We start from the raw sequence: 25,501 nt of genomic DNA, 5'->3' as shown, positions 1-25,501 counted from the left end.
GCCCCAGTTGCAGCCCCTGGAATCCCGCCGATTGCAATCACGATGCCGCCAGCGGGAGCGGCTTCCAGCGTCGACATCCGCTGGCGGCCTGATCGGCAATCCGCCGGTCGGGTTCCCGGTAGTGCCGGCCGCTGGCCGGCAACCCCATGATCCCGTGGATGCCGGCCAGCGGCCGGCACTGCCACGAATCAGCCTCACCCCAGATCGCCCAACTGCGCCTGCAACGCCGCGATCGCGGCCAGTCCGGCCGTTTCCGTGCGCAGGATCCGCAGCCCCAGTTGCAGCCCCTGGAATCCTGCCGCTTGCAATCACGATGCCGACAGCGGGAGCGGCTTCCAGCGTCGACATCCGCTGGCGGCCTGATCGGCAATCCGCCGGTCGGGTAGCTGGTAGTGCCGGCCGCTGGCCGGCAACCTCATGATCCCGTGGATGCCGGCCAGCGGCCGGCACTACCACGAATCAGCCTTACCCCAGATCGCCCAAGCGCGCTTGCAACGCCGCGATCGCGGCCAGTCCGGCCGTTTCCGTGCGCAGGATCCGCGGCCCCAGTTGCAGCCCCTGGAACCCTGCTGCGGCCAGTTGATCGCGGTCGCGTGGCGACCAGCCGCCTTCCGGGCCGATTGCAATCACGATGCCGCCAGCGGGAGCGGCTTCCAGCGTCGACAGGCGATGTGCTCCGTGCGGATCCAGGGTCAGCCGCAGCGAATCGGCTGGCAGCGCCGCCGCAGCCTGCGCCAGCGACAGCGGCGATCCTACCGGCGGAATGCGCGCGCGCCCGGACTGGCCGCAGGCCGAGGTCACCACGTTGTTCCAGTGCGCCACGCGCTTTTCCGCCCGTGCCGCGTCCAGCTTCACCTCGGTGCGCTCGGCGTTGACCGGAATGATCGCGACCACGCCCAGCTCGGTGGCCTTCTGCAGGATCAGGTCCATCTTCTCGCCACGGGCGATGCCCTGCAGCAGGGTGATCGCCAGCGGGGATTCATTGTCGATGGCCTGCACGGCGTCGATGCGGACCTGCACCTCGCGCTTGCCGGCCACGGTCAGCGTCGCGCTGTAGTCGTGGCCATCGCCGTTGAACAGCACGCAGGTATCGCCTTCGCGCAGGCGCATCACCCGCACCAGGTGATTGGCGGTCTCTTCCGGCAGGGTCACGGTCTGGCCGCTGTGCAGCGCCAGGTCGATGGGGCAGCGGGTCACGCGCATGCAATCGCCTCGTCGATGGCCGCCAGCGTGGTGTGCGCCAGCAGCTCCAGTTGTTCGTCGTCCACGCAGTAGGGTGGCATCCAGTACAGCACGTCGCCCAGCGGGCGCAGCACCACGCCGCGCTTGAGGGCGGCCTTGTAGGCCTGCAGGCCCAGCCGCAGGCCCGGGTCGAACGGCGTGCGCTTGTTGCCGTCGCGCGACAGCTCGAACGCCACCACCATGCCGGCCTGGCGCACGTCGGCCACGTGCGGGTGGTCGGCAAACGGTGCCGCCAGCGTGCCCATCACCGAGGCGATGCCCCGGTTGCGCGCGATCACATCGTCGTCGCGGAAGATGTCCAGCGTCGCCAGCGCCGCGGCGCAGGCCAGCGGGTTGCCGGTGTAACTGTGCGAATGCAGGAAGGCGCGCTCGCGCGAGTCGTCGAGGAAGGCGTCATACAGCGCCTGCGTCGCCAGTACGGCGGCCAGTGGCAGGAAGCCGCCGGTCAGGCCCTTGGACAGGCACATCAGGTCCGGCATCACCCCGGCCTGCTCGCAGGCGAACAGGGTGCCGGTGCGGCCGAAGCCGGTGGCGATCTCGTCGGCGATCATGAACGCGCCATGGGCATCGCACAGTTCGCGCACGCGCTGCAGGTAGACCGGGTCATGCATGCGCATGCCGCCGGCACACTGCAGGCGCGGTTCCAGGATCACCGCGCAGACCTCGCCCGGGTGCTGGTCGAACAGCGTGGCCAGGCCATCGGCCGCCTGCCGTGCGCGATCGGCCGCGCTCTGGCCCGGTTCGGCCAGGTAGGCATCGGGCGACGGCGCGAACAGGCCCTCGGCCAGCAGCGGCGCATAGACGCGGCGGTACAGCGGAATGTCACCCAGCGCCAGCGCGCCCAGGGTTTCGCCGTGGTAGCCGTTCTCGAGCGCGATGAAGCGCGTGCGCCGGGGCTCTCCGCGGTTCTGGAAGTACTGGAAGGCCATCTTCAGCGCCACTTCCACGCCGGCGGACCCGTTGTCGGCGTAGAACACCTTGGCCAGCGGTTCGCGGCCGGCCTGGCGTGGCGCCAGTGCCAGCAGGCGTTCGGCCAGGGTGATCGCCGGCTCGTGGCCGAAACCGGCGAGCATCACCTGTTCCAGCTGCCCGGCCTGGGCAGCGATGGCGCCCCCGATGCGCGGTTCGGCATGACCGAACAGATTGGTCCACCAGCTGCTGACCGCGTCCAGATAGCGGTTGCCGTCGTGGTCGATCAGCCATGCGCCTTCGCCACGGGAAATCGGTACCAGCGGCAGGGTGTCCGGATGCTCACGCATCTGCGTGCACGGGTGCCACAGCACCTGCAGGTCGCGCTGCCGCCAGTGGCGGGCCAGCGGGGAGGGGGTTGGGTCTGCTAGCATTTCGGGCTCATGAACATGTTGCTGCCTGCACATTCTATCGGCCCCGGCGCAGCCGCCGGTCGCCGCGGAGATTCCGCATGAACGATGACCGTGCCGGCCGTCGCTTGCCGATCATCCATCGGATCACCGATGAGGAGAACGGCCCCTTCCAGCGCCAGCACCTGGACCTGGAGTTCTCCAACGGCGAACGCCGCCGCTTCGAGCGCCTGGTCAGCCGTGGGCACGGTGCGGTGGTGGTGGTGCCGATGCTCGACGACGAAACCGTGCTGCTGGTACGTGAATACGCCGCTGGCATGCACCGTTACGAACTGGGGCTGGTGAAGGGCCGGATCGATGCCGGCGAGACGCCCGAGCAGGCGGCCGACCGCGAACTGAAGGAAGAGGCCGGTTATGGTGCGCGCCGGGTCGACGTGCTGCGCGCGATGACCCTGGCCCCGACCTACATGAGCCACCAGTCGTGGCTGGTGGTGGCGCGCGACCTGTACCCGGAAAAACTGGCCGGCGACGAGCCGGAGGAGCTGGAAGTGGTGCCGTGGAAGCTGGCCGAACTGGACCAGCTGATGCTGCGCGAGGACTTCTCAGAGGGACGCTCGCTGGCGGCGCTGTTCATTGCCCGCCAGTGGTTGCAGGGAACGCGATGATCAAGCTGACGACGGACCTGCGCGAGACCGCCATCGCCATCGCCCAGGAAGCCGGACAGGCCATCATGCAGGTGTATGCCGATGGCTTCGACGTGCAGATCAAGGACGACAACAGCCCGGTCACCGCAGCTGACCTGGCCGCCAACCAGGTCATTGAACTGGGCCTGCGCCAGCTGACCCCGGACCTGCCGATCCTGTCCGAGGAATCGGCGCAGGTGGGCTGGGAGCAGCGCCGCCACTGGGGCGCCTACTGGCTGGTGGACCCGCTCGACGGCACCCGCGAGTTCGTCAAGCGCAACGGTGAGTTCAGCGTCAACATTGCCTTGATCTACCAGGGCGCACCGGCATTCGGCGTGGTGCTGGCGCCGGTCACCGGTATTGTCTGGCATGCCATGCGCGGGGAATTGGCCTATCGGCGGCAGGGTCTGCACGACACCGTGCTGCGCACCCGCACGCCGGCCACTGCTCCGCTGCGCGTCGCCGCCAGCCGATCGCACCGTTCGCCGGAAACCGAGGCGCTGCTGGCGCGCATGGGCCGCATCGAGACCATCGCGCAGGGCTCGTCGCTGAAATTCTGCCGGATCGCCGAAGGCGGCCTGGATGTCTATCCGCGGCTCGGCCCGACCTCTGAATGGGATACCGCCGCCGGCCAGTGCGTGCTGCATGCGGCGGGTGGCGCGGTGCTGTCGGCCGCGACCGGCAAGCCGTTCCGTTACAACCGCCGCGAAACGCTGTTGAACGGCGATTTCATTGCCCTTGGTGATACCAGCCTGCCGTGGCGCGACTGGTTGTCCGACTGAACCTGGAGGCCGCATGAGCGCGCATGACACCCCTGCCACCGGCAGCGAGGCAAGCCATCAACTGGAACGCCTGCTGGTCATCATGGCGCGCCTGCGCGACCCGCAGGGAGGTTGCCCATGGGACCTGGAGCAGGACTTCTCGACCATTGCCCCGTACACCATCGAGGAAGCCTACGAGGTGGCCGATGCGATCGACCGCGGCGACCTCGACGATCTCTGCGACGAGCTCGGCGACCTGCTGCTGCAGGTGGTGTTCCACGCACGCATGGCCGAGGAGCAGGGGGCATTTGCCTTCGCCGATGTCGCACGTGCGATCAGCGACAAGATGCAGCGCCGTCACCCGCATGTGTTTGCCGATGTCAGCGTCGACGATGCCGACGGAGTGATGCGCAACTGGGACGCGATCAAGCGCGCCGAGCGTGCCGCCAAGGGCGAGCAGGACACCTCCGCACTGGCCGGTATCTCGCGTGGCCTGCCGGAATGGCAGCGCGCCGTGAAGCTCCAGTCGCGCGCGGCCAAGGTCGGTTTCGACTGGCCGGGCCCGCTGCCTGTGCTGGACAAGGCGACCGAGGAGCTGCAGGAGCTGCGAGAGGAATTCGAGCGCGGCGATATCGCGGGCAACAAGGCGCGCCTGCAGGAAGAACTGGGCGACCTGCTGTTCGTCTGCGCCAATCTGGCCCGGCACGCCGATATCGATCTGGGCGCCGCACTGCGCGGGGCCAACCACAAGTTCGAGCGGCGCTTCCGCGCGATGGAAGCGCAGGCCGAGGCGCAGGGGGAGGCGTTGGCGGCACTGGACCTGGATGCGCAGGAAGCGCTGTGGCAGCACGCCAAGGCAGCAGAAAAAGCGTGAAGACGCTTGGCCTGTTCCTGCTGACCGCGCTGGCCGAGATCGTCGGCTGTTACCTGCCATGGTTGTGGCTGCGCAAGGGAGGCAGCGTCTGGTTGCTGCTGCCGGCCGCGGCCAGCCTGGCCCTGTTCGCCTGGCTGCTGACTCTGCACCCGACTGCCAGTGGACGGGTCTATGCCGCCTACGGTGGCGTGTACATCGGCACCGCGCTGTTCTGGTTGTGGCTGGTCGACGGCATCCGCCCCAGCCGCTGGGACCTGTTCGGTGCAGCCCTGTGCCTGGCCGGCATGGCGGTGATCATGTTCGGTCCGCGCACGCCCCCGGTGTAGCGTCGAGCCAGGCTCGACCGCGCCCACCCTTTTGTAGAGCCGAGCCATGCTCGGCTGCTTCTCCGGGGAGCAGTCGAGCAAGCTTGGCGCTACAAAGGCCAAGGCAGCCGAGCATGGCTCGGCTCTACAACGGCCGCCGGGCCATGCCCCGCAAGCGCGCAGCGCTGCATCCCGGTAAGGCGCATGATGGCAGTGACCACGGCCCCCGGAGCACGCGCATGTCCCGCTTCGCCAGCTTCCGCGAGTTCTATCCGTTCTATCTCAGCGAGCACCGCCACCCGGTCTCGCGGCGCCTGCATTTCATCGGCAGCTGCGGGGTGCTGCTGCTGGCTGCGGCTGCCGTGTTGCGCGGCCAGCCGACGCTCCTGCTGGCCGCGTTGTTCTGCGGTTATGGATTCGCCTGGGTCGGCCACGTCTTCTTCGAGAAGAATCGCCCGGCCACCTTCCGGCATCCGCTGTATTCATTCATGGGTGACTGGGTGATGTTCGTCGACATCCTGCGTGGGCGGGTGCGCCTGTAACAGGCGGTTGCGGGGAGCGCAGCCATTGCCTTGCCCGAAAGGGAAAGGGCGCGGCGGGCCGCGCTTCCGCTTCCACGAACCGCTGCGCTGCGGCACGCCTGCGGGCGACCGATCTGGGATAATGGGAATTCCTGTTTCCTCTGCTGCCGGACCGGTCATGACCCAGAAGACGCTGCTCAACGATACCCACCGCGCCCTTGGCGCCAAGATGGTCGATTTCGGGGGTTGGGACATGCCCATCCACTACGGCTCGCAGCTGGACGAACACCACCTGGTGCGTCGCGAAGCCGGCGTGTTCGACGTCAGTCACATGACCGTGGTCGACCTGCGCGGTGACCAGGTCAAGCCGTTCCTGCGCCGCCTGCTGGCCAATTCGATCGACAAACTGAAGGTGACCGGCAAGGCCCTGTACTCGTGCATGCTGAATCCGCGCGGCGGCGTCATCGACGACCTGATCGTCTACTACCTGGGCGACGATTTCTTCCGCATGGTGGTCAATGCCTCCACCCGCGAAAAGGACCTGGCCTGGCTGCGTGAGCAGGCGGCACCGTTCGGTGTTTCCGTCGAGCAGCGCCCGGACCTGGCCATCCTCGCCGTGCAGGGCCCGCAGGCGCGCGACATCGTGATCGGCCTGGCCCGCGAAGCCGACCGTGCAGCACTGACCAAGCTGGGCCGCTTCGCCGCCCTGCAGGCGCAGTCCGACGACGGCGTCGAGTTGTTTGTCGCCCGCACCGGCTACACCGGTGAAGACGGTTTCGAGATCCTGCTGCCGCAGGATGCCGTGGTCGCCTTCTGGAACCGCCTGCTGGCGGCAGGCGTGAAGCCGGCCGGCCTCGGTGCGCGCGACACCCTGCGCCTGGAGGCCGGCATGAACCTGTACGGCCAGGACATGGACGAAGAGATCAGCCCGTATGAAGCGGCACTGGCCTGGACCGTGTCGCTGGACGAAGGCCGCGACTTCATCGGCCGCGACGTGCTGGAGGCGCAGAAGGCCGCCGGCACCGCGCGCCAGATGATCGGCCTGGTGATGGACGAGAAGGGCGTGCTGCGCCACGGCCAGGCGGTGACCACCGCTGGCGGCCAGGGCGAGATCCTGTCCGGCACCTTCTCGCCGACCCTGGCCAAGGGCATCGCCTTCGCCCGCGTGCCGGCCGGTGAACTCGGCGAGGTCACCGTCGACATCCGCGGCCGGCAGGTGCCGGTGCGCGTGGTCAAGTTCCCGTTCGTGCGCGAAGGCCAGGCCCAGCCCGGCGTGCTCGCCGACGCCTGATCCGAACGTGCCGGTCGTCACTGACAGCAGTGGCGGCCGGTTGGTTACACTAGCCCCGTTTTTTCCACCCCTGCATATCTCTGGAGCAGTCCCATGAGCGAGATCCCCGGCGACCTCAAGTTCCTCAAGTCCCATGAGTGGGCCCGTGTCGAAGGCAATGGCCGCGTCACCGTCGGTATTTCCGACCACGCCCAGGGCCTGCTGGGTGACCTGGTCTACGTCGAACTGCCGGAAGTCGGCGCCGACGCCAAGGCCGGCGAACAGATCGCCGTCGTCGAGTCGGTGAAGGCCGCCTCGGACGTCTACAGCCCGATCAGCGGCAAGGTCGTCGAGGTCAACTCGGCCCTGTCCGACAAGCCGGAAACCATCAACGAAGATGCCTACGGCGAAGGCTGGATGTTCGTGATCGAACTGACCAACGCCGAAGAGGTCAACGAGCTGCTGGACCCGGACGCGTACGCCGAAGCCCTGGAGAACGACGACCACTGAGTCGTCGTTTCCGGATTCTGGAACGGCCACCTTCGGGTGGCCGTTTTTGTTTTGGCGACCGCGTCGGACTCATGACGCGGGGTTCGCTGTGCACCCTCGGCGTGGCATCAGCCGACAGGCGAACGGTGCCGATGGGCGTGCGCAGTTTTGCGCAAATCCGCGTTTCAGCCCCGCGCCGAAGCGTTCGAATGTGAAAACTTTTCGCCCCCCGTTGCGGCGCCGTTGTGCTGGCGTTGGCGGCGGTGCCGGTGACCACCGACGATGCGCGTACGCCGTTGTGCCTTGCCTGCGCCTGTCTACGCGGAGTGCTTATTTCAAGTGTTTTTTGATCAACGCCTGCATTGGCATCGATGCAGGCAACGTGCGTGCGCGCCGCTTCCACCGTCGTTGCAGGCCGTGCAGAGTGGTGGCGCCGGCGTCGCCCGGGAAGGCGCGGATGTGAAAATTTTTCGCGGGGGTTGTTGACAGTAAAAAAAACCGTGATTAGGTTTCGCCTCAGCAGACCTTGCCTGCCCAACCGAGTGCGCAGAATCAATCGTCCGATGCGAAGCAGCCCCTTCAAGACCACCGCGACCCTGATGACGGTGGACATGGCCCCGCTTCCCCCGGAGAAATGCAAGGCAACTCCCGTTCCGATGCCCGCTCCGCCGATCGAGGCGGGCATTGCCGCATCCGTAACGGCGCGCCTGACGCGCCGGCGGTCCCCGCACGCAGCATCCGCGGGTTTGATCCAACTGGGCGTTTCAACTCCCTATCACTGACGAGGAGCCATCCCATGGCAACCAAGAAAGCTGCGAAGAAGAAGCCCGCCGCCAAGAAAGCGGTGAAGAAGGTCGCGAAGAAGGCCGCTGCCAAGAAGGCAGTGAAGAAGGTCGCGAAGAAGGCAACCGCCAAGAAGGCAGTGAAGAAGGCTGCGAAGAAGGTCGCCAAGAAGACCACTGCGAAGAAGGCAGTGAAGAAGGCGGCGAAGAAGGTAGCCAAGAAGTCCGCTGCCAAGAAGGCCACCAAGAAGGTAGCCAAGAAGGCCACCAAGAAGACTGCCAAGAAGGCGGCGGCGCGCAAGCCGGCCAAGAAGGTCGCGAAGAAGGCCACTGCCAAGAAGGCCGTCAAGAAGACCGCCAAGAAGGCAGTGAAGAAGACCGCGAAGAAGGCCACCAAGAAGGCTGCCCCGAAGAAGGCAGCGAAGAAGGTTGCCAAGCGCAAGCCGGCCGCCCGCAAGAAGAAGGCCGCTCCGGTCGCTCTGCCGGCAACCCCGGCGCCGCTGATCTAAGTACTTCCCGATAGCCGCATCCTGAAACCCCCTTCCCTGGCTGCCCAGCGGGGAGGGGGTTTTTTTATGGGCCACTTGTAGCGTCGAGTCGAGCCAGGCTCGACCGCTTTGCTGACGGTCGGCGCTAGCCGTGCGGCGCCGCTGGAAAGCGCTCCATCAGGAAGTCGAGGAAGCTGCGCAGGCGGGTGGAGTGGTATCGGTCGTGCGCATAGACCACGTGCATCGGCCGACCGGCCTGACCGTATTCCGGGAACAGCTGCACCAGACGCCCCGCCTCGACATCGGCGGCCAGCAGCAGCGTCGATTGCAGGACGATGCCGAGGCCGTGCAGCGCCGCCGAACGCAGCGCTTCGCCATTGTTGATCTGCAGTCGGCCGTCGGGCACGTGGTCGAGCTCGCCAGCGTCGTCCTGCAGCCACTGGGCAAGCGCACTCGGTTCGAACGACAGGCATTGATGGCCGGCAAGTGCGTGCACGCTGCGTGGCGTGCCGTGCCTGGCCAGATACGCCGGCGAGGCGCACATCATCAAGCGATAGGGGGCCAGTGCTCGTGCCACCAGCACGCTGCTGTCGGCCAGCGTGCCGATGCGCAGTGCCGCCTCGAAGCCCTCTTCGGCCAGGTCGACCACACGATCGGTCAGCGTGGCTTCGACCCGGACATCCGGATGACGGGCCATGTACTCGGCCAGCGCCGGTACCAGCGCGTGTGTACCGAAGATCACCGGTGCGCTGATGCGCAGCGTGCCCGCCGGTGAGAGCTGCTGGTGCTGCGCCTGCGCGTCGGTTTCCTCCACCAGGCGCAGGATCTCCTTGCAGCGCGCGTAGTAGTCCTCGCCGAACGGTGTCATGTGCTGGCGCCGGGTGGTACGGCTCAACAGCTGCATGCCCAGCCGGGCTTCCAATGCGCGCAGGTGCTTGCCGGCCATCGTTGCCGAGATATCCATCGCCGCGGCTGCCGCACTGAGGCTGCCCTGGTCCACGATCAGCACGTAGACCTGCATGCTCTCCAGCAGGTTCATCTGACACCCCGGGTGTTGAATGCTGAAACCTGCGTGGAGTTTATCAATCAGGGGTGATCAAACAGCATGTCGTGCACGGACCGGATTCGCCGGCCACGCTGACAGGAGAACACCATGGACTTGAATCTTGCTGGCCGTACCGCGTTGGTGACGGGCGCGGCCAGCGGCATCGGTGCCGCCGTCGCCAGGCAGCTGGCGGCCCAGGGCGTGCGCATTGCCATCACGTCGCGGCAGCGGGCACCGCTGCAGGCGCTGGCGGCGCGGATCGAAGCCGAAGGCGGCGCTGCACCGGTCATCGTGGCCGGCGATGTCACGGTTGCCGGCGACCTCCGGTACATCGCGGACGCATCCCGTGAGGCATTGCAGCGTGTCGACATCCTGGTCAATGCCGCAGGCGGTTCCCGGCCGACCACGGTCGATGCCGATGACGATATCTGGGAGGAAGCGATCGCCCTGAACTTCTCCGCCGCACGACGGCTGACCCAGGCGCTGTTGCCCGGCATGCAGGCGCAGGCATGGGGACGGGTGATCAATTTCAGCGGTTCGATGGAACCGCGCGCGGTGAACGCGGCCACCGCGGCGAAGGCGGCATTGCACCTGTGGAGCAAGGGCCTGTCGTCGGAGGTGGCGGGGCAGGGCATCACGGTGAACGCGATTGCACCGGGGCGCATCAACAGCGCGCAGATCCTGGACCGCCTGCACCCCACCGAGGAAAGCAGACGCGCGTTCATTGCCCGCAACATCCCGATCGGACGCTTTGGTGAACCGGAGGAAGTGGCGCCGCTGGTGGCGTTCCTGGCCTCGCCGCTGGCGGGTTACATCACCGGTGCGGTGATTCCAGTGGACGGCGGCATGCACTACTTCGCGCACTAGCGCTGCGGAACTGCAGAGCCGAGCATGGGCTCGACGCTGCAACGGCCAACAAAAAGGGCGACCGATGGGCCGCCCTTCGCACACACGGTCGAGCCCGCCTGGTCAGCGCGGCGAAGCCACCGCGCGGTTGCCCGAGGCGCCCTTGCCCTTGCGCTTGTCCTGCTGCGCCGGGCTTGCGCCCTCGGCCATCAGGTTGTCGCTGCCGAAGTCGGTGTCCACGTCCAGCCAGCGCTGCGCCGGCAGGCCGAGCGCCGAGTCGAGCACGGTCGGCAGCAGGCCGCTGGGCAGGCCGCTTTCGCCATTCCAGAGGATGGCGATGCCGAGGTCACGTTCCGGCACCAGCGCGACCAGGCCGCGATAGCCCTGCACGGCACCTGCATGGAACACCACGTCGTGGCCGGCGTAGTCGAAGGTACGCCAACCCAATGCGTAGCCCGCCGAGTGCAGGCGCTCACGGCGCCAGCCCGAACGCATCTCGCCCGGCGTGTTGATCAGGCTTGAATGCAGGGTGGCCAGCAGCGGTGCCGGCAGCACGTCGGGGCGATGGCCGGTGTGGGCCAGCAGCCACTGCGCCATGTCGCTGGCGCTGGCGTTGACGCCAGCCGCCGGAGCGACGCGGTAATAGGTGGGCTTGGGCGTCAGCGAGACCCAGCCGTTGCGGCTGCGCACGTGCGGACGCGCCCAGCGCGAGCTGGCCTGGATGCCGGCCAGACCGAGGCTGGCATCATTCATGCCCAGCGGCTTGAAGATGCGGCGCTCGACCGACTGCTCGTAGAAGCTGCCCGAGGCCGCATAGACAACGTCGCCGATCAGGCTGAAGGCCACATTCTGGTAGGCGTAGCAGTCGCCCGGCAGGCATTTCAGGCTGGTGTTGGCCAGCTTCTGGGTCAGCGCGTAGTACTCGGCGTTGCCTTCGATGTCGCGGTCGTAGGCGTTGTACGGCAGGCCGACGCGATGGCTGAGCACGTCGGCCACGGTCAGGCGGTCGGTGGCTTCGGGCGAATTGAGGCGGAAGCCCGGCACGTAGTCGGTGACCTTGCTGTCCCAGCGCAGCGTGCCGTCGTTGACCAGCAGGCCGGCCATGGTGCCGGCGAAGGCCTTGGACAGCGAGGCCAGGCGGAACACGGTGTGCGCATCGACCGGCAGCGGGTTGTTGACGTCGGTGACGCCATAGCCACGCGCGCTGAGAATGCGGCCGCCCTGCACGATCGCCACCGCCATGCCTGGCACGCGCTCGCCATAGGTCAGCTGCTGCGCCATCGATTCGATGTTGGCGACGTTGAAGCCAGCCGCCGGCGCCTGGACGCGCGGCACCAGACCGGTGCGGTAGGCCGCAGGCTGGGTGTGGGCGACGGTGGCAGCCGTCGCGGATTCGATGTTGGTCGGCATCGGCGGCAACGCCGGCGGTGTCTGCGCGGTGGTGGACAAGGCAACGGGCATCAACATGCCCAGCAAACCGGTGGCCGCCGAACGGATCGGACGACGCAGGCTGTTCTTTTTCATCGGTTGGACCCGTGCGCGACTGCTGATGGCGATTCTAGCGCCGCTTTTCCCCTGTGCACAAACAGAGCGAAGATGAATGCGCATCTTGTTGAAAAAGTTGGAATTTTGACGCCCCGAAAGTGTGTATCGGAACGTGTCGTCCAGGCCGGTCGTCGCGTCCGTCCGCAGGCGCGAGGGCGCGTCACGCTGGCGATGTTTCAGTGCATTGGCTAACGTACGCGCTTCACCGCCCCGGAGCCTGCCATGCTGCTGTCCAACCGCCGTCTGTGGGCGAGGGGCGCTGCATGAGCGCTGCATCGGGCAAGGGGCCGCTGCAGGGCCTGGCGGCGGCGCTGCGCGAGTCGCCGGCGCTGTGGTGGTCGTTCCTGTACTTCTTCTGCCTGCTCAGCGGCTACTACGTGCTGCGCCCGGTGCGTGAGGCCATGGCCGCCTCGGCGGACCTGGAAACGGTGTTCCCGCCCGTGCTGATCACCTGGTTCGCCAGCCATGGCATCGCGTTGAAGGACTTCGTCCTGCAGTTCCTGTTCTCCTGCGTGTTCGTGATCATGCTGGTGCTGCAGCCGGTGTACGGCTGGCTGGTCAGCCGCTTCCCGCGCCGTGTGTTCCTTCCCGTGGTGTACGGCTTCTTCATCGTCACCCTGCTGGGGTTCTACGCACTGTTCGACAGTCACGTGCCAGGGCGGGGCATGGCCTTCTTCCTCTGGGTGATGGTCTTCAACCTGTTCGCGGTGGCGGTGTTCTGGAGCTTCATGGCCGACGTGTTCTCCAACGCACAGGCGCGTGCCTACTACGGCTACATCGGTGCGGCCGGCACCGTTGGCGCGTTCCTCGGCCCGTTGATCACCAGCGCGCTGGCGCAGCGCGTGGGCATCGCCAACCTGATGCTGGTCTCGGCAGCATTCCTGGTCGTGTGCCTGTTGTGCATCTGGCGGCTGCGGCATTGGGCGGTGCTGCGCGAACGCGAGCAGCAACTGGTGTCCGGCGAGCAACCGATGGGCGGCAGCGTGCTGGACGGCCTGAAACTGATCGTGCGCGAGCCGCTGCTGCGCTGGTTGGCGGTGATGGTGGTGTTCGGCGTGGGCGTCGGCACGCTGCTGTACAACCAGCAGGCCAGCATCGTGCGCGCGGCGTTTACCGACCCGGCGGCCAGTACCGCGTTCTTCTCGCGCATCGACCTGGCGGTGAACGCGCTGGCGCTGCTGATGCAGGTGGGCCTGACCCGCTGGCTGCTGTCGCGCCACGGCATCGCGCCGGCGCTGCTGATTCCCGGTTTCGCGATCCTGATCGGCTTCTCGGTGCTGGCAGCCTCGCCGATGCCGTTGATGGTCGCGGTGGTGCAGGTGATGACCCGCGCCAGCGAATTCGCACTGGCCAAGCCGGCGCGCGAGACCATCTACACGCGCGTGGACCGGCAGTGGCGCTACAAGGCCGGCGCGGCGATCGACACCGTGGTGTACCGCGGCGCGGACCTGGGGTTCACCTGGATCCACAAGGCACTGACCCTGTTCGGTTCGCACGTGGTGTTCATCGGCGGCGTACTGGTGGCCGGCTTCATGACCCTGGCTGCGTTCGGCGTGCTGCGCGAAGAAAAGAAGCTGCCGCGCGACCGTTGATTTGCCGGGGTCAGAGCCCTTTCCCGCGGGGATAGGGCGCTGACCCCATTCTCCTTCCCTGTCCAAGGAACCGCACATGTACTGGATCGCACTCGCCCTGACCTTGCTGGTCGCACTGCTGCACGTCTATTTCCTGGTCCTGGAGATGTTCCTGTGGACCCGCCCGCTGGGCCTGAAGACCTTCCGCAACACGCCGGAGAAGGCCGGGGCCACGCGCGTGCTGGCGGCCAACCAGGGCCTGTACAACGGCTTCCTGGCGGCAGGCATCGTGGTGGGGCTGGTGATCGATCAGCCGGTGCTGGTGACGTTCTCGCTGGCCTGCGTGGTGGTGGCGGGGTGCTATGGCGCGTACAGCGTGAGCCGCCGTATTTTCATGATCCAGGCGATGCCGGCGATCCTGGCGTTGGTGTTTCGCGCGCTGGCGTAGTTTCCAGCCAACGGCGCAGCCCCTCGTGGGTTGGTCGCGTGGAGCGGGTCATGTGTCGGGTGTGGCGGGTGGGCCGTGCAAGGGGACGCTGCAAGTACGTCCATGTAAGCTCGATGGCGCCATCCATGGCGCCAACGCCCCTGAACGGCCCACCCGCCACACCCCTGACAGTTTCAGGGCGCGGCCAGCCCACGGAGAAGAAAAAGAAGTTCAAGAGCAACAGCAAAAAGCGGCCGGTGGGCCGCTTTTGCTTTTGCTTCTGCCCTTCTTTTTTCTCTTGCGTGGTGGACGCCGCAGAGATGCGTCCGAGGCTGGGGGCGGTGGGTTCGCGGGGGTGTCCGCGGCATGGATGCCGCGGCCAAGTCCCCAGGGATGGGTTCACGGCGTCCCCCGCGAACCCACCGTCCCCAGCCTAACCAGGGCTTTCCGCGATCAACCGTCCACCCACGAGGGGCTGCGCCGTTCGCGGGAACCTACTTCGCCGGCGACAACCACATGTCGATCACCGCGCTGAACACCTCCGTGCCCGCACGGTCGCGCACGCTCACCGTCACCGGCAGCGCATAGCCCTCGGCCGCGACGACAATCGGCTGTGCTGGCAACGCCACCGCCTGCAGCGTGCCACGTGCCTTGGCCAGGTACTGCACCTGCATCCCCTTCGGGATCCAGCGCATGCCCTTCGGCAGCGATGCATCGACCATCAACCCGGCGGTCAGTTCGGCCAGGTTGCACATCGCGATCGCGTGCACCGTGCCGATGTGGTTGCGCACCCTGCGGCGGTCGGCCAGCGTGCCTTCGCAGCGGCCGTGTTCCAGGCGGGTGATGCGTGGCGCGATGCTGGCGAAGTAGGGCGCCTTGAAGCACACCGCGCGCGAGAACAGCCAGGTGCCGGCGGGCCAGCGCTGCAGCCGGTGGTAAAGCGAGAGCAGGGGCGTGGACATGGTGGGTATTCCGGTCGGCGGATAAAGCGACGGCGGGCCGAGGCCCGCCGTCGAAGCAACGCGTGTCGCGGGCGATCAGGCTGCCTGCGAATGCGGGTCCTTGTGCTGGCGGTCGTAGTAGCTGGCCGCGCGCAGTTCGTGGGTGTCGAAGTCGTCCACGGTGATGGTGTCCAGGGTCAGCGTGCGCAGCTCTTCCAGCAGGCTGCGCTCATCCTGGGTGATCACGCCCTCGGCCACGGCTTCGTCCAGCTGCGCCTTGAAGTCCAGCGCCTCGATGCCCTTGCTCTTCAGCGCCTTCAGGAACTTGCGCTCCACCGGCTCGGCCATGATCGCCTTGCTCAGGTAGCTGTTGATACGGCCGCCCGGGTTGTTCTCGCACGGGGTCAGGAACACGCCACTGGCCAGACGGTCGCGGGCTTCATTCGGCGCCATCAGCAGGGCGGCGACACGACGGCTCAGGCGATCGCCCGGAGCCTCGGCACGACGGCCCAGCGGGAAGATCAGTGCCCACATCAGCCAGCCGATCGGACGGATCGGGAAGTTGCGCAGTGCGGCCGACAGCGACTCTTCGATCTTGTGCACGCTGTCATGGAAGGCCCAGGCCAGCAGCGGCTGGTCGGCCTGCGGTGCGCCTTCGTCGTGGTAGCGCTTGAGCATGGCGCTGGTCATGTAGACGTGGCTCAGCACATCGCCCAGGCGGCCGGACAGCGATTCCTTGAACTTCAGCTTGCCGCCGAGGGTCATCATCGAGATGTCGGCCATCAGCGCCAGGTTGGCCGAGTAGCGGTCCAGCTTGCGGAAGTAGCGGCGGGTATAGGCGTCGCCCGGGGCGGCACCGAAGCGCGCGCCGGTCAGGCCGAACCAGAACGAACGCACGGCATTGGAGATGCCGAAGCGGATGTGGCCGAACAGGCTGCGGTCGAAGTCCTGCAGGCCGGCGCGGGTATCCGGATCCTGCGCGGCCTTCATTTCCTTCAGCACCCACGGGTGGCACAGGATCGCACCCTGGCCGAAGATCAGCAGGCTGCGGGTCATGATGTTGGCGCCCTCCACGGTGATCGCGATCGGCGCGGCCTGCCAGCTGCGGCCAGCGAAGTTGCGCGGCCCCAGGATGATGCCCTTGCCGCCGATCACGTCCATCATGTCCGAGATCACTTCGCGACTCATGGTGGTGCAGTGGTACTTGGCGATCGCCGACGGCACCGACGGCACGTCGCCACGGTCAACCGCGGCGGCGGTGGCCTGCGACAGCGCACTGATCTTGTACGCCTTGCCGCCGATGCGGGCCAGCGCTTCTTCCACGCCCTCGAAGCGGCCGACCGACAGGCCGAACTGCTTGCGGATGCGCGCATAGGCGCCGGTCACCGCGGCACCGGCCTTGGCACCACCACTGGCGGTGGACGGCAGGGTGATCGAGCGGCCCACGGCCAGGCACTCGTTGAGCATGTTCCAGCCCTTGCCGGCCATGGCCGCGCCACCGATCAGCTGGGTCAGCGGAATGAACACGTTCTTGCCGCGGATCGGGCCGTTCTGGAACGTCGAGTTCAGCGGGAAGTGGCGACGGCCGATTTCAACGCCGGCGGTGTCGCGTGGCAGCAGGCCCAGGGTGATGCCGATGTCGCGGGTATCGCCGATCAGGCCATCCGGGTCGTACATGCGGAACGCCAGGCCGATCAGCGAAGCGACCGGGGCCAGGGTGATGTAGCGCTTGTCGAAGGTGAGCTTGACGCCGAGCACCTGCTCGCCGTTCCACTCGCCCTTGCAGACGATGCCGTAGTCCGGGATCGAGGTGGCGTCGGAGCCGGCGAACGGACCGGTCAGGCCGAAGCAGGGCACTTCGCGGCCATCGGCCAGGCGCGGCAGGTACTGGTCCTTCTGTTCCTGGGTGCCGTAATGCACCAGCAGTTCACCCGGGCCCAGCGAGTTGGGCACGCCGACGGTGGAGCTGACCACCGAAGACACCGACGCCAGCTTCTGGATCACCTTGTGGTGGGCCAGTGCGGAGAAGCCCAGCCCGCCATATTCCTTCGGGATGATCATGCCGAAGAACTTGTTCTTCTTGATGAAGGCCCACAGTTCCGGCGGCAGGTCCGCATGGACATGGGTGATTTCCCAGTCGTTGACCATCGCGCACAGCTCTTCCACCGGGCCATCGAGGAAGGCCTGTTCCTCGGCGGTCAGCTGCGGCTTGGGATAGTTGAGCAGGATGTTCCAGTCCGGATCACCGGTGAACAGTTCGCCCTCGAAACCGACCGAACCGGTTTCCAGTGCGATGCGCTCGGTCTGCGACAGCGGCGGCAGCACCTTGCGGAACACCTTCATCATCGGGCCGGTCAGCAGCGGCTTGCGGATGAACGGCAGCAGCAGCGGCACGGCGATGACGGCCAACACGGCGGCCGCGACGATCGTGGCGGTCTGGTTGACGTAGGGAATGAACCAGCAGGCGGCCAGCAGGGCCACGCTGATCAGCGTCCAGGTAACCAGCCGCATGCGGTGGTAGGCGACGAACGCGCCTGCCAGCAGCAGGGCGAGGAAGGGAAGAACGATGCTCATGAGCGTGCTCCGGTGACGTGCTCGTTTGTGGCGGACGAAGCCGCAGCGTCCGCTGCGGGCAACACGTCCAGATAGTCCAACACAGTAGCGGTAAAGGCGTCGTTGTCATCGCCGGCGACCATATGGGTGGCCTGCGGCAGCTGCACATGGCGCGCATGCGGCGCCAACGCCAGGAACTCGGCCACGGTCTGCGGCGTGACCAGGTCGCTGCGTCCGCCGCTGACCAGCAGCAGCGGGCACTTCACCTGGCGCGCGGCCTCGGCCAGTGCGTCCTGGTGCTGTTCGCTGTCGCGGGCCAGTTCGGCCACCAGGCGCGGATCCCAGTGCCAGCGCCAGCGGCCGCGGCCGTCCTCGCGCAGCAGCGCACGCAGCGACTGCTCGGATTTGCGCGGACGGTGCGGCATGTACGCCGAGATCACGTCGGCGGCCTGGGCCAGCGAAGCGAAGCCGTCGGGATGGGCGGTCATGAAGGCGAGGATGCGCTCGACGCCGGCGGTATCCCAGCGCGGGGTGATGTCGACCAGCACCATCGCCGAGAACAGGCCGGGCCAGCGCGACTCGGCCAGCAGGCCGAACAGCCCGCCCATCGATGCGGCAACCAGTACCGGCGGGCGCGGCTGCTCGCCGGCCAGCACGATCAGGTCATCGGCGAACTGTTCGCCGTGATAGGGCAGGTTGGCGGCATTCCAGTCCGAATCGCCGTGGCCGCGGGCGTCGTAGGCCAGCGTCTGCAGGCCGGCGGCATTCAGTGCGCGGGCAGTGGCATTCCAGGCGTGGCGGGTCTGGCCGAAGCCATGCGCGAACAGCACCCGGCCGCGCCGGCCATGGTCGCTGGCGGTGGCTGCCAGGCGGGCGCCATGGGCGGCGTCCAGGCGCAGGTCATGGAACGCAGCGGGAGGTGGGGACGTAACCATACTTGCTAGTATGGATCGGTTCGGGGGGAAGTCAATACTGCACGGTATGGTGCGCTGCGGAAGTCCCCTGAATGGACCTCGCCTGGGAGGCTGCGACGGTTTCGACCGCAACCGCGTACTGCAACGAACCCCGGCGTATGGTTAAATCAGCCCATGAATCAACCTGACGCTTCCGCCGGCGAACCGCGCGCCGGCCGCAACAGCCGCCTGAGTGCCGAAGACTGGGCCCAGGCGGCCCTCGATCTGATTGCTGAACAAGGTGTCGGCGCCGTCGCGGTGGAGCCGCTGGCACGGCGGCTCGGCGTCACCAAGGGCAGTTTCTACTGGCATTTCCCTTCGCGCGATGCATTGCTGCAAGCGGCGCTGGAGCGCTGGGAACTGTTCGAACAGGAACAGGTGTTCGGCAGCCTGGAAGACGTGCCGGATCCGCGCGTGCGCCTGCGCCAGCTGTTCCAGATGGTGGCGCATGAAGTGCAGCCGCACATCATCTACAGCGAGCTGCTGAAGGCACTGGATCATCCGATGGTGCGGCCGGTGATCGACCGCGTCTCGCAGCGCCGCCTCGATTATCTGGTCGCGTCGTTCCGCCAGGCCGGCCTCAGCTCGACCGATGCACGCCATCGCGCGCGCTTGGCCTATGCCGCCTATGTCGGCTTCCTGCAGTTGTCGCTGCAGCTGCAGCAGCCCAAGCAGGCACGCGAGGATTTCGAAGCGTACGTCGAGCATCTGATCGAGACGCTGATTCCGAACGGATGAGCGCCCGGGAATGATGTCGAAGGAAGGCCGCGGCGACACCGCGGCCTTTTTTGTTGCGCGCCGGCCAGCCTCCGTCCATGGCGCACAAAGAACAACGGCCCCTTGCGGGGCCGTTGCTGCATCAGCTGATCAGAGTGCCGATCAGAACTTCTGCTTGTACTGCATGTACATGAAGCGACCGATGTCGTAGCCACCGTAGTAGGAGAACTGCGAGTTCGGTGCCGAGTACATCTGCGGGCCGTAGTGGTCGAACACGTTACGTGCGCCGACGGCGATGGTCGCATTCCACGGTGCGTTCCAGGAAACCTGGACGTCGTGGAACATGGTCGAACCACGCTTGTTCATCGGCTGGTCGCGCACCGGATCCGGCGAACCGAAGTCCGGCAGGCTGCACTCGTCGCTGTAGTAGCAACGCTCCTTGACGCTGGAGAAGTAACGGGTGCCCCAGGTCACGCCCCAGTCGCCACGCTCCCAGCCCAGCACCAGGTTCGAACGCAGGCGGAAGTTGCTGCCGAAGCCATTGAGGATCGACACAGGCACCTGCTGCGCATTGGTGGTCTTCAGCACGTTCTTGGTGACGTAGCTGTTCTGCAGGTTGGCGTTGAAGGTACCCCAGCTGTCGGTCTCGAAGCGGTACGCCACGTCGAAGTCGAAGCCTTCGGTTTCCTGGTAACCGGCGTTACGCGGTGCGTAGGTCAGGTTGATCACGTTGTGACGGTTCGGATCACGGGTGAACGAGTTGCAGCGCTCGGCGATGCCAAGCACGTAGCAGTCATTCAGCTGGTCATCCGGGCTGTCGGTGACGATCGTGTTGGTGATCTTGATGTTCCACCAGTCCAGGCTCATGTTCAGGCCCTGGGCGAAGGTCGGGCTCCATACCAGGCCAACGGTCTTGGACTTGGACTTTTCCGGAGTCAGGTTCGGGTTGGAGACGGCGTTGAACGGGTCCGGCGTCTGCTCATCCGGACCGCTGGCCGGCACGTAGCCCTGGCGCAGCTGGCGGAAGGTGCTGGCGGTCGGGCCGATGGCCGCGGCGCAACGGGCAGCGACGCCCGGCTGGCCGGTCGAACCGAAGTCGGTATCGCACGGATCGGTGAAGTACGCGAAGGTCTGCGAGCTGCCACCGTACAGATTGTCGATGGTCGGCGCACGGAAGCCTTCGGCGTAGGTCGCACGCACCAGCAGCTGGTCGATCGGCTTCCACTTCAGGCCGAACTTGTTGTTGGTGGTGTTGCCGAAGGTGCTGTACTTCGAGTAGCGCGTCGCGGCGTTGAAGCTCAGTTCCTTGGCACCCGGCAGGTCGGCCAGGATCGGAACATTCAGCTCCAGATAGACTTCGTTGACGTCGTAACCACCACCGGTCGGGCCGGCGGCCAGGTCGGTCGAGTAGCCGGTCTGCGACAGGGCGTCCGGATTGTACGAACCCTTGTCCTCGCGGTACTCGTAACCCAGCGCGAAGCCCAGGTCGCCGGCGGGCAGGGTGAACAGGCTGCCGGCGATGTTCGCGTAGTAGGTCTTGGTGGTGACTTCACCGGTGTTCTTGGTGGTCGGGAACAGGAACTGCTGCAGATCCGGGTTGCCGGTCAGGCCACCGTCACCGGTACGGCCGTACGGAATGGCCGGGTTCCACGGCAGGCAGCCGCCGGCGCCCGGGCCATAGATCGGGTTGGAGCCATCGACCAGGCCTGCTGCCGTGCCGCACTCGACGCGGCCGGTGGCCGGGTTGTAGAACGACGGGCCGGTGGCGGCATTGACCGCCAGCACGTTGTAGTTGCCGGTCTGGCTCTGCTGGTTCTCCGAGTTCTGGTAGATGTAGCCGGCTTCCCAGTCGAAGTACTTGTCATTGAACTGGAAGCTGCCCTGCAGGGCGCCGGTGAAGCGGAAGGTGGTCAGCTTGTTGGTCGACAGGCGCGGCACTTCCCAGCCACGGCGCATGAAGCCCATGTCCTTGCCGAAGGGGTTGTAGTAGCTGTCGGCATCCCACTTGGCACCCAGGCGCTCATACGACGCAGACTGCAACGGATAGCCTGCGACCTGGGCCTGCGACTCACGACGGGTGTACAGCAGGTCGGAGACGAAGCGGATGTTGTCGGTCAGGTCGTACTGGACGTTGGCGAACACCGAGCGACGCTTGGTCGGCGTCAGCAGGTGCATCTGCGTATTGGAGTTGCTGGTGTCACCGGTGATGCCGGCGAAGTCCTGGTCGTGGTACTGGTTGACGTCGCGGTAGTCGCCACCGCGGTTCAGCACCAGCCAGTCATCGGTATCCGGATCGATGATGGTGCCCCACTGGCTGACCGGGCTCCAGTTCTGGGCCGGGTGGAAGGTGGTGCGCGGATAACGGCTGAACCAGCGATCCTTGGCCCACACTTCCTTTTCTTCGGCGTACTCGGCGCCGATGGTGATCGAACCGCGGTCACCGGTGAAGCCGGCCACGAAGTCGTAGCTGGTCTTCTGGCCGTCGCCTTCGCCGTACTGGCCGACGTAGGCGTTGGCTTCCAGGCCCTGGAAGTTCTTGCGGGTGATGATGTTGATCACACCGGCGATCGCGTCGGAGCCGTAGATCGACGACGCGCCGTCCTTCAACACGTCGATGCGCTCGACGATGGCCGACGGAATCTGGGACACGTCCTGCAGGCCGCTGACGCTGGCGCCGAGGCGCTTGCCGTCGACCAGCACCAGGGTGCGTTCGGCGCCGAGGTTGCGCAGGTCGATGTAGAAGCCACCGACGGCTTCACCGGAGGACAGCGGCTCGGAACGGCTGATGGCCGGGCTGCCGGCTGCGGCGATGTTCTGCAGGACGTCGGCGACCGTCTTGAAACCGCTCTTCTCGATCGAAGCGCGGCTGATGCTCAGAACGGGCTGGGCGGTTTCGGTATCGACCTGACGGATGCGCGAACCGGTGACCTCGATGCGGTCGAGGTTGGTGGCTTCCTGGGCGTGCGCCGTCGCGGTGGTGGCACCGGCGACAAGCGCGATCACAACTGCGTCACGCAGCTGGCTGGACTTGAGTTTCATTGGCTCTCTCTCTCCAAGAAATCTTGGCTGGGGTTAATGCCCGGCGGGGGAGCGAAAAAGCGCTCCCAAATCGCGAGGCTGACCCGATAGTAACGGGCGTTCGCCAAGAATTAAAGCTGTGTTAATCAAGCCTGTGATTTTGATAAAGATGCGCTTTTTCCATGCCAATCAATAGTTTACCGGCATGGTCAGGGCGCTCTGCCTCGTTTGTTAACGCAGAATGATGAAAAAAGTTTCGATTGAAATGTATCTCACTATGTCGGTGCGCAGCGTTTCATCGCCCAGCGGCGATTACCGGTTACGCAAGTGCGCGGCAGGCTTGCACATGCAAAAGGCGCCTTTCGGCGCCTTTGGGAATATCGTTGCTGAGCCTGTTTACCGGGATCAGAGATCCTGTTCGTAACGCACATACGGCACGGTGCCGTCGTCGTTGCTTTCGTTGCGCGGGGAGAACGGATTCTTGCCGCGGCTGATCACATTCTCGGCGCCGACGGTGAGCTGGCCGGACCACGGGGTACGCCAGGTCAGGCCGATGCCCAGGCCTTCCCACTTGCCGGGCTTGCCCGGGACGTCGACCACGCGGCCGATGATGCTGCCGGTGAAGTTGCCGTAACCGGCGCCGATGCTCAGGCTCTTGCTGTCCCAGCGATCGACGATGGCCGGCGAGGCGTCGGCCAGCGGAACCAGGCGCGCCTTGGCGTAGGTACCGGCAATGGAGACGAAGCCTTCGCGACCGATGTTCTTCTGCGCGAACACGGTCAGATCGTTCTGCTCGGCACGCAGCGAGGGCGTCTTGTTCGGGCCCGACAACCAGGCGGGCAGGGTTTCACGGCCAGTGCCGGCGGTGATGCCCAGGCGGCTGTTGCCGCGGTTCAGCGCGGCGGTACCGCTGAAACGACGGCTGTTCAGATCATCCTCGTCGCCCAGGCTGGCCAGCATGCAATGGCTGGCCAGACCGCTGATGCTGGTGCCGCTGCTGCTGTTGCAGAGCAGGCCCAGCGAATCGCCGGAGGACAGGCCAAAGGCCGCGTCCAGCGAGTTGCGGCCGAAATGCCAGCGGGCGCCGGCCGCCTGTTCGCCGGTCGGCTCAAGGTACAGCAGCGCCTCGACCTTGCCGCTGCCCTTGTTCCAGACCGGCAGCACGGTGCGGGTGTCCTTGCTCTGCGCATGCACGCCCGTGATCGCGCCAAGGGCGATCAGCAGGGCCAGCGGTAGACGCAGGAAGGTACGCATCGGACCAGTTCAGACAGGGACAGACAACGGAAGTTCCCGTGGGGACGGGAACTCGATCCTAGGGTGTTTATGAATTCTTAACAAGCCTTGATCCTCCCCAGGTACAAGACTGCCGTTCACTGAAGTCGTTCAGGCGCCGGTACAGCCCCCTGGGCGCCGTGGAACAGTATGCCGAACTCCGTCAATGGAAAGTGATACTCGCGTCCGCAGAATTCGCAACGCACCTCGACGGCGCCAGTGTCCTCGGCGGCCGCACGGGCCTCCTCTTCCCCCAGCGACTGCAGCATGCCGGCCACCCGCTCGCGCGAGCAGGAGCAGGCGAAAGAGAGCGGCTTTTCACCCAGCAGCTCCGGCCGCTCCTCGTGGAACAGGCGGTGCAGCAGCTGCTCGGCCGGGGTCGCCAGCAGTTCGGCCTTGCCCAGGGTCTCGAACAGGGCGCTGGCGCGCGCCCAGCCATCTTCGTCGCCTTCGTCGCCCGGCAGTTTCTGCAGCAGCAGGCCGGCGGCACCGTTGCGGTCGGCCGCCAGCAGCAGGCGGGTGGGCAGCTGCTCCGACTGGCGGAAGTAGTCCTCGAAGGCCTCGTCCAGTTCCGGCGCGGTCAGCGCGACCAGGCTCTGGTAGCGCTGCGGCTCGCGCGGGTCCAGGCCGGGGTTCTCGATGGTGATGGCGAGGATGGCGTCATCGCCGAGGCTGGACAGGTCACGCGGCGCGTCGGCGCCTTCGCTGAGCTGGGCGATGCCACGCAGGGTGCCGCCCGCGGTGCATTCGGCGAACAGGGTGCGCAGGGCAGTGCTGCTGCGCAGCTGCACTGACAGGCGGCCGTCGATCTTGGTGTGGCCGGTGAACAGGGCCGAGGCGACACAGGCCTCGCCGAGCAGCTCGGCAGCGGCGTCCGGGTACACGGCGTGGGACAGGATTTCCTGCCAGGTGGCCTGCAGGTGCACATGCACGCCGCGGACGCCGGCGTCGGGGAGCAGGAAACGGATCAGGGAATCGGAGTTGGCGGTCATCGGCTCACATCGCGCGTAAACGGGGGCGGTTGCCGGATAATGCGCCGACAACCAGACAGAAGAAGGATGCACCAGTAATGGGGGCAGCGGGAGAGCAGCACAAGGTAGTGGCGGAGGTGGCCGCACCGCGCCGGCGACGCTGGCGCTGGAAGCCGCTGCTGTGGCTGCCGGTGCTGCTGGCCGCCTTCAGCTGCCTGCAGGTGCTGGTGCTGCGGTTCATCGACCCGCCGGTGTCCACGGTGATGCTGTGGCGTTATGGCGAGGCGCTGGGCGAGGCCGACTGGTCCTATCGGCTGCATTACCAATGGCGCGACCTCGACCAGATGGCACCGAGCCTGCCGATCTCGCTGGTGGCGGCCGAGGACCAGCGCTTCCCCGACCACAATGGCTTCGATCTGCAGGCCATCGAAAAGGCCCGCGACCATAACGCCAGGGGAGGGCGCCTGCGTGGCGCCAGCACGATCAGCCAGCAGGTGGCCAAGAACCTGTTCCTGTGGCAGGGCCGCAGCTGGATCCGCAAGGGCCTGGAAGTCTGGTACACGGTGCTGATCGAGGCGCTGTGGCCGAAGGAGCGCATCCTGGAGATGTACGCCAACATCGCCGAGTTCGGTGATGGTGTGTACGGTGCGCAGGCGGCAGCCCAGAAATACTGGGGCAAGGACGCGGCCCGGTTGAGCCCGGCCGAGAGTGCGCGACTGGCGGCGGTACTGCCGGCACCGCGACGCTACAACGCGGCCGCACCGGGGCCGTATGTGCAGCGGCGCGCCGCATGGATCCAGCGCCAGGCGCGCCAGCTGGGAGGCGCGTCATACTTGTCGGAGGACTGAGGCAGGCGTGGCGTGAGCGGCGGGCGACGGGTCGTGCGCCTGGCCGGCAATGTACAATCC

General features: G+C 66.5%; 23 protein-coding genes and 1 pseudogene. 13 read left to right on the top strand and 11 right to left on the bottom strand.

Annotated features, from left to right (window positions below; translation table 11 throughout):
* Window positions 1-194: 194 nt before the first annotated feature.
* From AC5P6H_RS18005 to bioA, 3 genes and pseudogenes are all read right to left on the bottom strand, one after another.
* Window positions 195-308, bottom strand: a pseudogene (locus AC5P6H_RS18005) (16S rRNA (uracil(1498)-N(3))-methyltransferase); the annotation flags it as partial.
* A gap of 157 nt (window positions 309-465) precedes the next feature.
* On the bottom strand, window positions 466-1,203 hold the full coding sequence (locus AC5P6H_RS18000) for a 16S rRNA (uracil(1498)-N(3))-methyltransferase (protein WP_014648088.1): 738 nt from the start codon (window positions 1,201-1,203) through the stop codon (window positions 466-468).
* Window positions 1,194-2,585: an adenosylmethionine--8-amino-7-oxononanoate transaminase gene (gene bioA / locus AC5P6H_RS17995; RefSeq protein WP_049441317.1), complete on the bottom strand. Its 1,392-nt coding sequence runs from the start codon at window positions 2,583-2,585 to the stop codon at window positions 1,194-1,196. Before bioA ends, AC5P6H_RS18000 begins: the two co-directional genes overlap by 10 nt.
* 77 nt (window positions 2,586-2,662) lie before the next feature.
* Here bioA and nudE point away from each other — a divergent pair, with 77 nt between their 5' ends.
* From nudE to AC5P6H_RS17955, 8 genes are all read left to right on the top strand, one after another.
* On the top strand, window positions 2,663-3,226 hold the full coding sequence (gene nudE, locus AC5P6H_RS17990) for an ADP compounds hydrolase NudE (protein WP_005418435.1): 564 nt from the start codon (window positions 2,663-2,665) through the stop codon (window positions 3,224-3,226).
* Window positions 3,223-4,026 carry a 3'(2'),5'-bisphosphate nucleotidase CysQ gene (gene cysQ / locus AC5P6H_RS17985; RefSeq protein ID WP_014038179.1) on the top strand — a complete coding sequence of 268 codons (804 nt, stop codon included), beginning with the start codon at window positions 3,223-3,225 and terminating at the stop codon, window positions 4,024-4,026. The genes nudE and cysQ overlap by 4 nt, the downstream gene beginning before the upstream one ends.
* Before the next feature lie 13 nt (window positions 4,027-4,039).
* Window positions 4,040-4,879 carry a nucleoside triphosphate pyrophosphohydrolase gene (gene mazG / locus AC5P6H_RS17980; protein WP_495202941.1) on the top strand — a complete coding sequence of 280 codons (840 nt, stop codon included), beginning with the start codon at window positions 4,040-4,042 and terminating at the stop codon, window positions 4,877-4,879.
* Complete coding sequence (locus tag AC5P6H_RS17975) at window positions 4,876-5,205, top strand: YnfA family protein (RefSeq protein WP_014648085.1); 330 nt, start codon at window positions 4,876-4,878, stop codon at window positions 5,203-5,205. The genes mazG and AC5P6H_RS17975 overlap by 4 nt, the downstream gene beginning before the upstream one ends.
* A gap of 218 nt (window positions 5,206-5,423) precedes the next feature.
* Entirely contained in the window at window positions 5,424-5,726 is a 303-nt protein-coding gene (locus AC5P6H_RS17970) for an Mpo1-like protein (protein ID WP_164077967.1), read from the top strand.
* Between the two features lie 157 nt (window positions 5,727-5,883).
* The gene (gcvT, locus tag AC5P6H_RS17965) at window positions 5,884-6,996 is read left to right on the top strand and encodes a glycine cleavage system aminomethyltransferase GcvT (RefSeq protein WP_014648083.1); all 1,113 of its coding nucleotides are present in this window, start codon (window positions 5,884-5,886) and stop codon (window positions 6,994-6,996) included.
* A gap of 93 nt (window positions 6,997-7,089) precedes the next feature.
* Window positions 7,090-7,485: a glycine cleavage system protein GcvH gene (gene gcvH / locus AC5P6H_RS17960; protein ID WP_014648082.1), complete on the top strand. Its 396-nt coding sequence runs from the start codon at window positions 7,090-7,092 to the stop codon at window positions 7,483-7,485.
* Between the two features lie 775 nt (window positions 7,486-8,260).
* A complete protein-coding gene (locus tag AC5P6H_RS17955) occupies window positions 8,261-8,755 on the top strand; it encodes a hypothetical protein (protein ID WP_014648081.1) in 495 nt (164 codons plus the stop codon).
* A 124-nt stretch (window positions 8,756-8,879) separates the two neighbouring features.
* Here the strand turns inward: AC5P6H_RS17955 and AC5P6H_RS17950 are convergent, their stop codons facing one another.
* Window positions 8,880-9,773 carry a LysR family transcriptional regulator gene (locus tag AC5P6H_RS17950; protein ID WP_495202940.1) on the bottom strand — a complete coding sequence of 298 codons (894 nt, stop codon included), beginning with the start codon at window positions 9,771-9,773 and terminating at the stop codon, window positions 8,880-8,882.
* 114 nt (window positions 9,774-9,887) lie between these two features.
* Between AC5P6H_RS17950 and AC5P6H_RS17945 the strand changes: the two genes are divergently transcribed.
* Window positions 9,888-10,646, top strand: a complete 759-nt coding sequence (locus AC5P6H_RS17945) for an SDR family NAD(P)-dependent oxidoreductase (protein WP_032960847.1) — start codon at window positions 9,888-9,890, stop codon at window positions 10,644-10,646.
* A 102-nt stretch (window positions 10,647-10,748) separates the two neighbouring features.
* Here AC5P6H_RS17945 and AC5P6H_RS17940 read toward each other — a convergent pair whose 3' ends face one another.
* Complete coding sequence (locus AC5P6H_RS17940; RefSeq protein WP_032960851.1) at window positions 10,749-12,149, bottom strand: serine hydrolase domain-containing protein; 1,401 nt, start codon at window positions 12,147-12,149, stop codon at window positions 10,749-10,751.
* Window positions 12,150-12,433: 284 nt separating this feature from the next.
* Here AC5P6H_RS17940 and AC5P6H_RS17935 point away from each other — a divergent pair, with 284 nt between their 5' ends.
* Both AC5P6H_RS17935 and AC5P6H_RS17930 read left to right on the top strand, forming a co-directional pair.
* Window positions 12,434-13,762 (top strand): NTP/NDP exchange transporter, encoded by a 1,329-nt coding sequence (locus tag AC5P6H_RS17935; RefSeq protein WP_014648077.1) that lies wholly within the window; start codon window positions 12,434-12,436, stop codon window positions 13,760-13,762.
* 76 nt (window positions 13,763-13,838) lie between these two features.
* Window positions 13,839-14,189 carry a DUF1304 domain-containing protein gene (locus AC5P6H_RS17930; protein ID WP_032960857.1) on the top strand — a complete coding sequence of 117 codons (351 nt, stop codon included), beginning with the start codon at window positions 13,839-13,841 and terminating at the stop codon, window positions 14,187-14,189.
* A 473-nt stretch (window positions 14,190-14,662) separates the two neighbouring features.
* On the opposite strand, the gene AC5P6H_RS17925 is transcribed toward AC5P6H_RS17930, so the two are convergent.
* The 3 genes from AC5P6H_RS17925 to AC5P6H_RS17915 all read right to left on the bottom strand — a co-directional run bounded on the left by AC5P6H_RS17925 (window position 14,663) and on the right by AC5P6H_RS17915 (window position 18,597).
* The gene (locus AC5P6H_RS17925) at window positions 14,663-15,130 is read right to left on the bottom strand and encodes a hotdog fold domain-containing protein (protein WP_014648075.1); all 468 of its coding nucleotides are present in this window, start codon (window positions 15,128-15,130) and stop codon (window positions 14,663-14,665) included.
* 75 nt (window positions 15,131-15,205) lie between these two features.
* On the bottom strand, window positions 15,206-17,683 hold the full coding sequence (locus AC5P6H_RS17920) for an acyl-CoA dehydrogenase (protein ID WP_495202939.1): 2,478 nt from the start codon (window positions 17,681-17,683) through the stop codon (window positions 15,206-15,208).
* Window positions 17,680-18,597 (bottom strand): alpha/beta fold hydrolase, encoded by a 918-nt coding sequence (locus AC5P6H_RS17915; protein WP_014648073.1) that lies wholly within the window; start codon window positions 18,595-18,597, stop codon window positions 17,680-17,682. Before AC5P6H_RS17915 ends, AC5P6H_RS17920 begins: the two co-directional genes overlap by 4 nt.
* A gap of 153 nt (window positions 18,598-18,750) precedes the next feature.
* On the opposite strand from AC5P6H_RS17915, the gene AC5P6H_RS17910 reads away from it, so the two are divergent.
* The gene (locus AC5P6H_RS17910; RefSeq protein ID WP_005418411.1) at window positions 18,751-19,353 is read left to right on the top strand and encodes a TetR/AcrR family transcriptional regulator; all 603 of its coding nucleotides are present in this window, start codon (window positions 18,751-18,753) and stop codon (window positions 19,351-19,353) included.
* Between the two features lie 141 nt (window positions 19,354-19,494).
* Here the strand turns inward: AC5P6H_RS17910 and AC5P6H_RS17905 are convergent, their stop codons facing one another.
* The 3 genes from AC5P6H_RS17905 to hslO all read right to left on the bottom strand — a co-directional run bounded on the left by AC5P6H_RS17905 (window position 19,495) and on the right by hslO (window position 24,614).
* Window positions 19,495-22,371 (bottom strand): TonB-dependent receptor plug domain-containing protein, encoded by a 2,877-nt coding sequence (locus AC5P6H_RS17905; RefSeq protein ID WP_014648072.1) that lies wholly within the window; start codon window positions 22,369-22,371, stop codon window positions 19,495-19,497.
* 384 nt (window positions 22,372-22,755) lie between these two features.
* Window positions 22,756-23,604, bottom strand: coding sequence for an XOO1806 family protein (locus AC5P6H_RS17900; RefSeq protein ID WP_014648071.1), 849 nt, complete (start codon window positions 23,602-23,604; stop codon window positions 22,756-22,758).
* Between the two features lie 116 nt (window positions 23,605-23,720).
* Window positions 23,721-24,614 carry an Hsp33 family molecular chaperone HslO gene (gene hslO, locus AC5P6H_RS17895; RefSeq protein WP_014648070.1) on the bottom strand — a complete coding sequence of 298 codons (894 nt, stop codon included), beginning with the start codon at window positions 24,612-24,614 and terminating at the stop codon, window positions 23,721-23,723.
* Window positions 24,615-24,691: 77 nt separating this feature from the next.
* Here hslO and mtgA point away from each other — a divergent pair, with 77 nt between their 5' ends.
* On the top strand, window positions 24,692-25,441 hold the full coding sequence (gene mtgA, locus AC5P6H_RS17890; RefSeq protein WP_495202938.1) for a monofunctional biosynthetic peptidoglycan transglycosylase: 750 nt from the start codon (window positions 24,692-24,694) through the stop codon (window positions 25,439-25,441).
* The last annotated feature ends 60 nt before the right edge of the window (window positions 25,442-25,501 follow it).

This window comes from Stenotrophomonas sp. YJH_SMC_110, from assembly GCF_059369255.1.
This window is presented reverse-complemented; position numbering and strand designations above follow the sequence as displayed.

Excerpts from the sequence above, each read along its gene's own strand:
- AC5P6H_RS18000 (WP_014648088.1), bottom strand. The coding sequence starts at position 1,203 with ATGCGCGTGACCCGCTGCCCCATCGACCTGGCGCTGCACAGCGGCCAG.
- bioA (WP_049441317.1), bottom strand. The coding sequence starts at position 2,585 with ATGCTAGCAGACCCAACCCCCTCCCCGCTGGCCCGCCACTGGCGGCAG.
- nudE (WP_005418435.1), top strand. The coding sequence starts at position 2,663 with ATGAACGATGACCGTGCCGGCCGTCGCTTGCCGATCATCCATCGGATC.
- cysQ (WP_014038179.1), top strand. The coding sequence starts at position 3,223 with ATGATCAAGCTGACGACGGACCTGCGCGAGACCGCCATCGCCATCGCC.
- mazG (WP_495202941.1), top strand. The coding sequence starts at position 4,040 with ATGAGCGCGCATGACACCCCTGCCACCGGCAGCGAGGCAAGCCATCAA.
- AC5P6H_RS17970 (WP_164077967.1), top strand. The coding sequence starts at position 5,424 with ATGTCCCGCTTCGCCAGCTTCCGCGAGTTCTATCCGTTCTATCTCAGC.
- gcvT (WP_014648083.1), top strand. The coding sequence starts at position 5,884 with ATGACCCAGAAGACGCTGCTCAACGATACCCACCGCGCCCTTGGCGCC.
- gcvH (WP_014648082.1), top strand. The coding sequence starts at position 7,090 with ATGAGCGAGATCCCCGGCGACCTCAAGTTCCTCAAGTCCCATGAGTGG.
- AC5P6H_RS17955 (WP_014648081.1), top strand. The coding sequence starts at position 8,261 with ATGGCAACCAAGAAAGCTGCGAAGAAGAAGCCCGCCGCCAAGAAAGCG.
- AC5P6H_RS17950 (WP_495202940.1), bottom strand. The coding sequence starts at position 9,773 with ATGAACCTGCTGGAGAGCATGCAGGTCTACGTGCTGATCGTGGACCAG.
- AC5P6H_RS17945 (WP_032960847.1), top strand. The coding sequence starts at position 9,888 with ATGGACTTGAATCTTGCTGGCCGTACCGCGTTGGTGACGGGCGCGGCC.
- AC5P6H_RS17940 (WP_032960851.1), bottom strand. The coding sequence starts at position 12,149 with ATGAAAAAGAACAGCCTGCGTCGTCCGATCCGTTCGGCGGCCACCGGT.
- AC5P6H_RS17935 (WP_014648077.1), top strand. The coding sequence starts at position 12,434 with ATGAGCGCTGCATCGGGCAAGGGGCCGCTGCAGGGCCTGGCGGCGGCG.
- AC5P6H_RS17930 (WP_032960857.1), top strand. The coding sequence starts at position 13,839 with ATGTACTGGATCGCACTCGCCCTGACCTTGCTGGTCGCACTGCTGCAC.
- AC5P6H_RS17925 (WP_014648075.1), bottom strand. The coding sequence starts at position 15,130 with ATGTCCACGCCCCTGCTCTCGCTTTACCACCGGCTGCAGCGCTGGCCC.
- AC5P6H_RS17920 (WP_495202939.1), bottom strand. The coding sequence starts at position 17,683 with ATGAGCATCGTTCTTCCCTTCCTCGCCCTGCTGCTGGCAGGCGCGTTC.
- AC5P6H_RS17915 (WP_014648073.1), bottom strand. The coding sequence starts at position 18,597 with ATGGTTACGTCCCCACCTCCCGCTGCGTTCCATGACCTGCGCCTGGAC.
- AC5P6H_RS17910 (WP_005418411.1), top strand. The coding sequence starts at position 18,751 with ATGAATCAACCTGACGCTTCCGCCGGCGAACCGCGCGCCGGCCGCAAC.
- AC5P6H_RS17905 (WP_014648072.1), bottom strand. The coding sequence starts at position 22,371 with ATGAAACTCAAGTCCAGCCAGCTGCGTGACGCAGTTGTGATCGCGCTT.
- AC5P6H_RS17900 (WP_014648071.1), bottom strand. The coding sequence starts at position 23,604 with ATGCGTACCTTCCTGCGTCTACCGCTGGCCCTGCTGATCGCCCTTGGC.
- hslO (WP_014648070.1), bottom strand. The coding sequence starts at position 24,614 with ATGACCGCCAACTCCGATTCCCTGATCCGTTTCCTGCTCCCCGACGCC.
- mtgA (WP_495202938.1), top strand. The coding sequence starts at position 24,692 with ATGGGGGCAGCGGGAGAGCAGCACAAGGTAGTGGCGGAGGTGGCCGCA.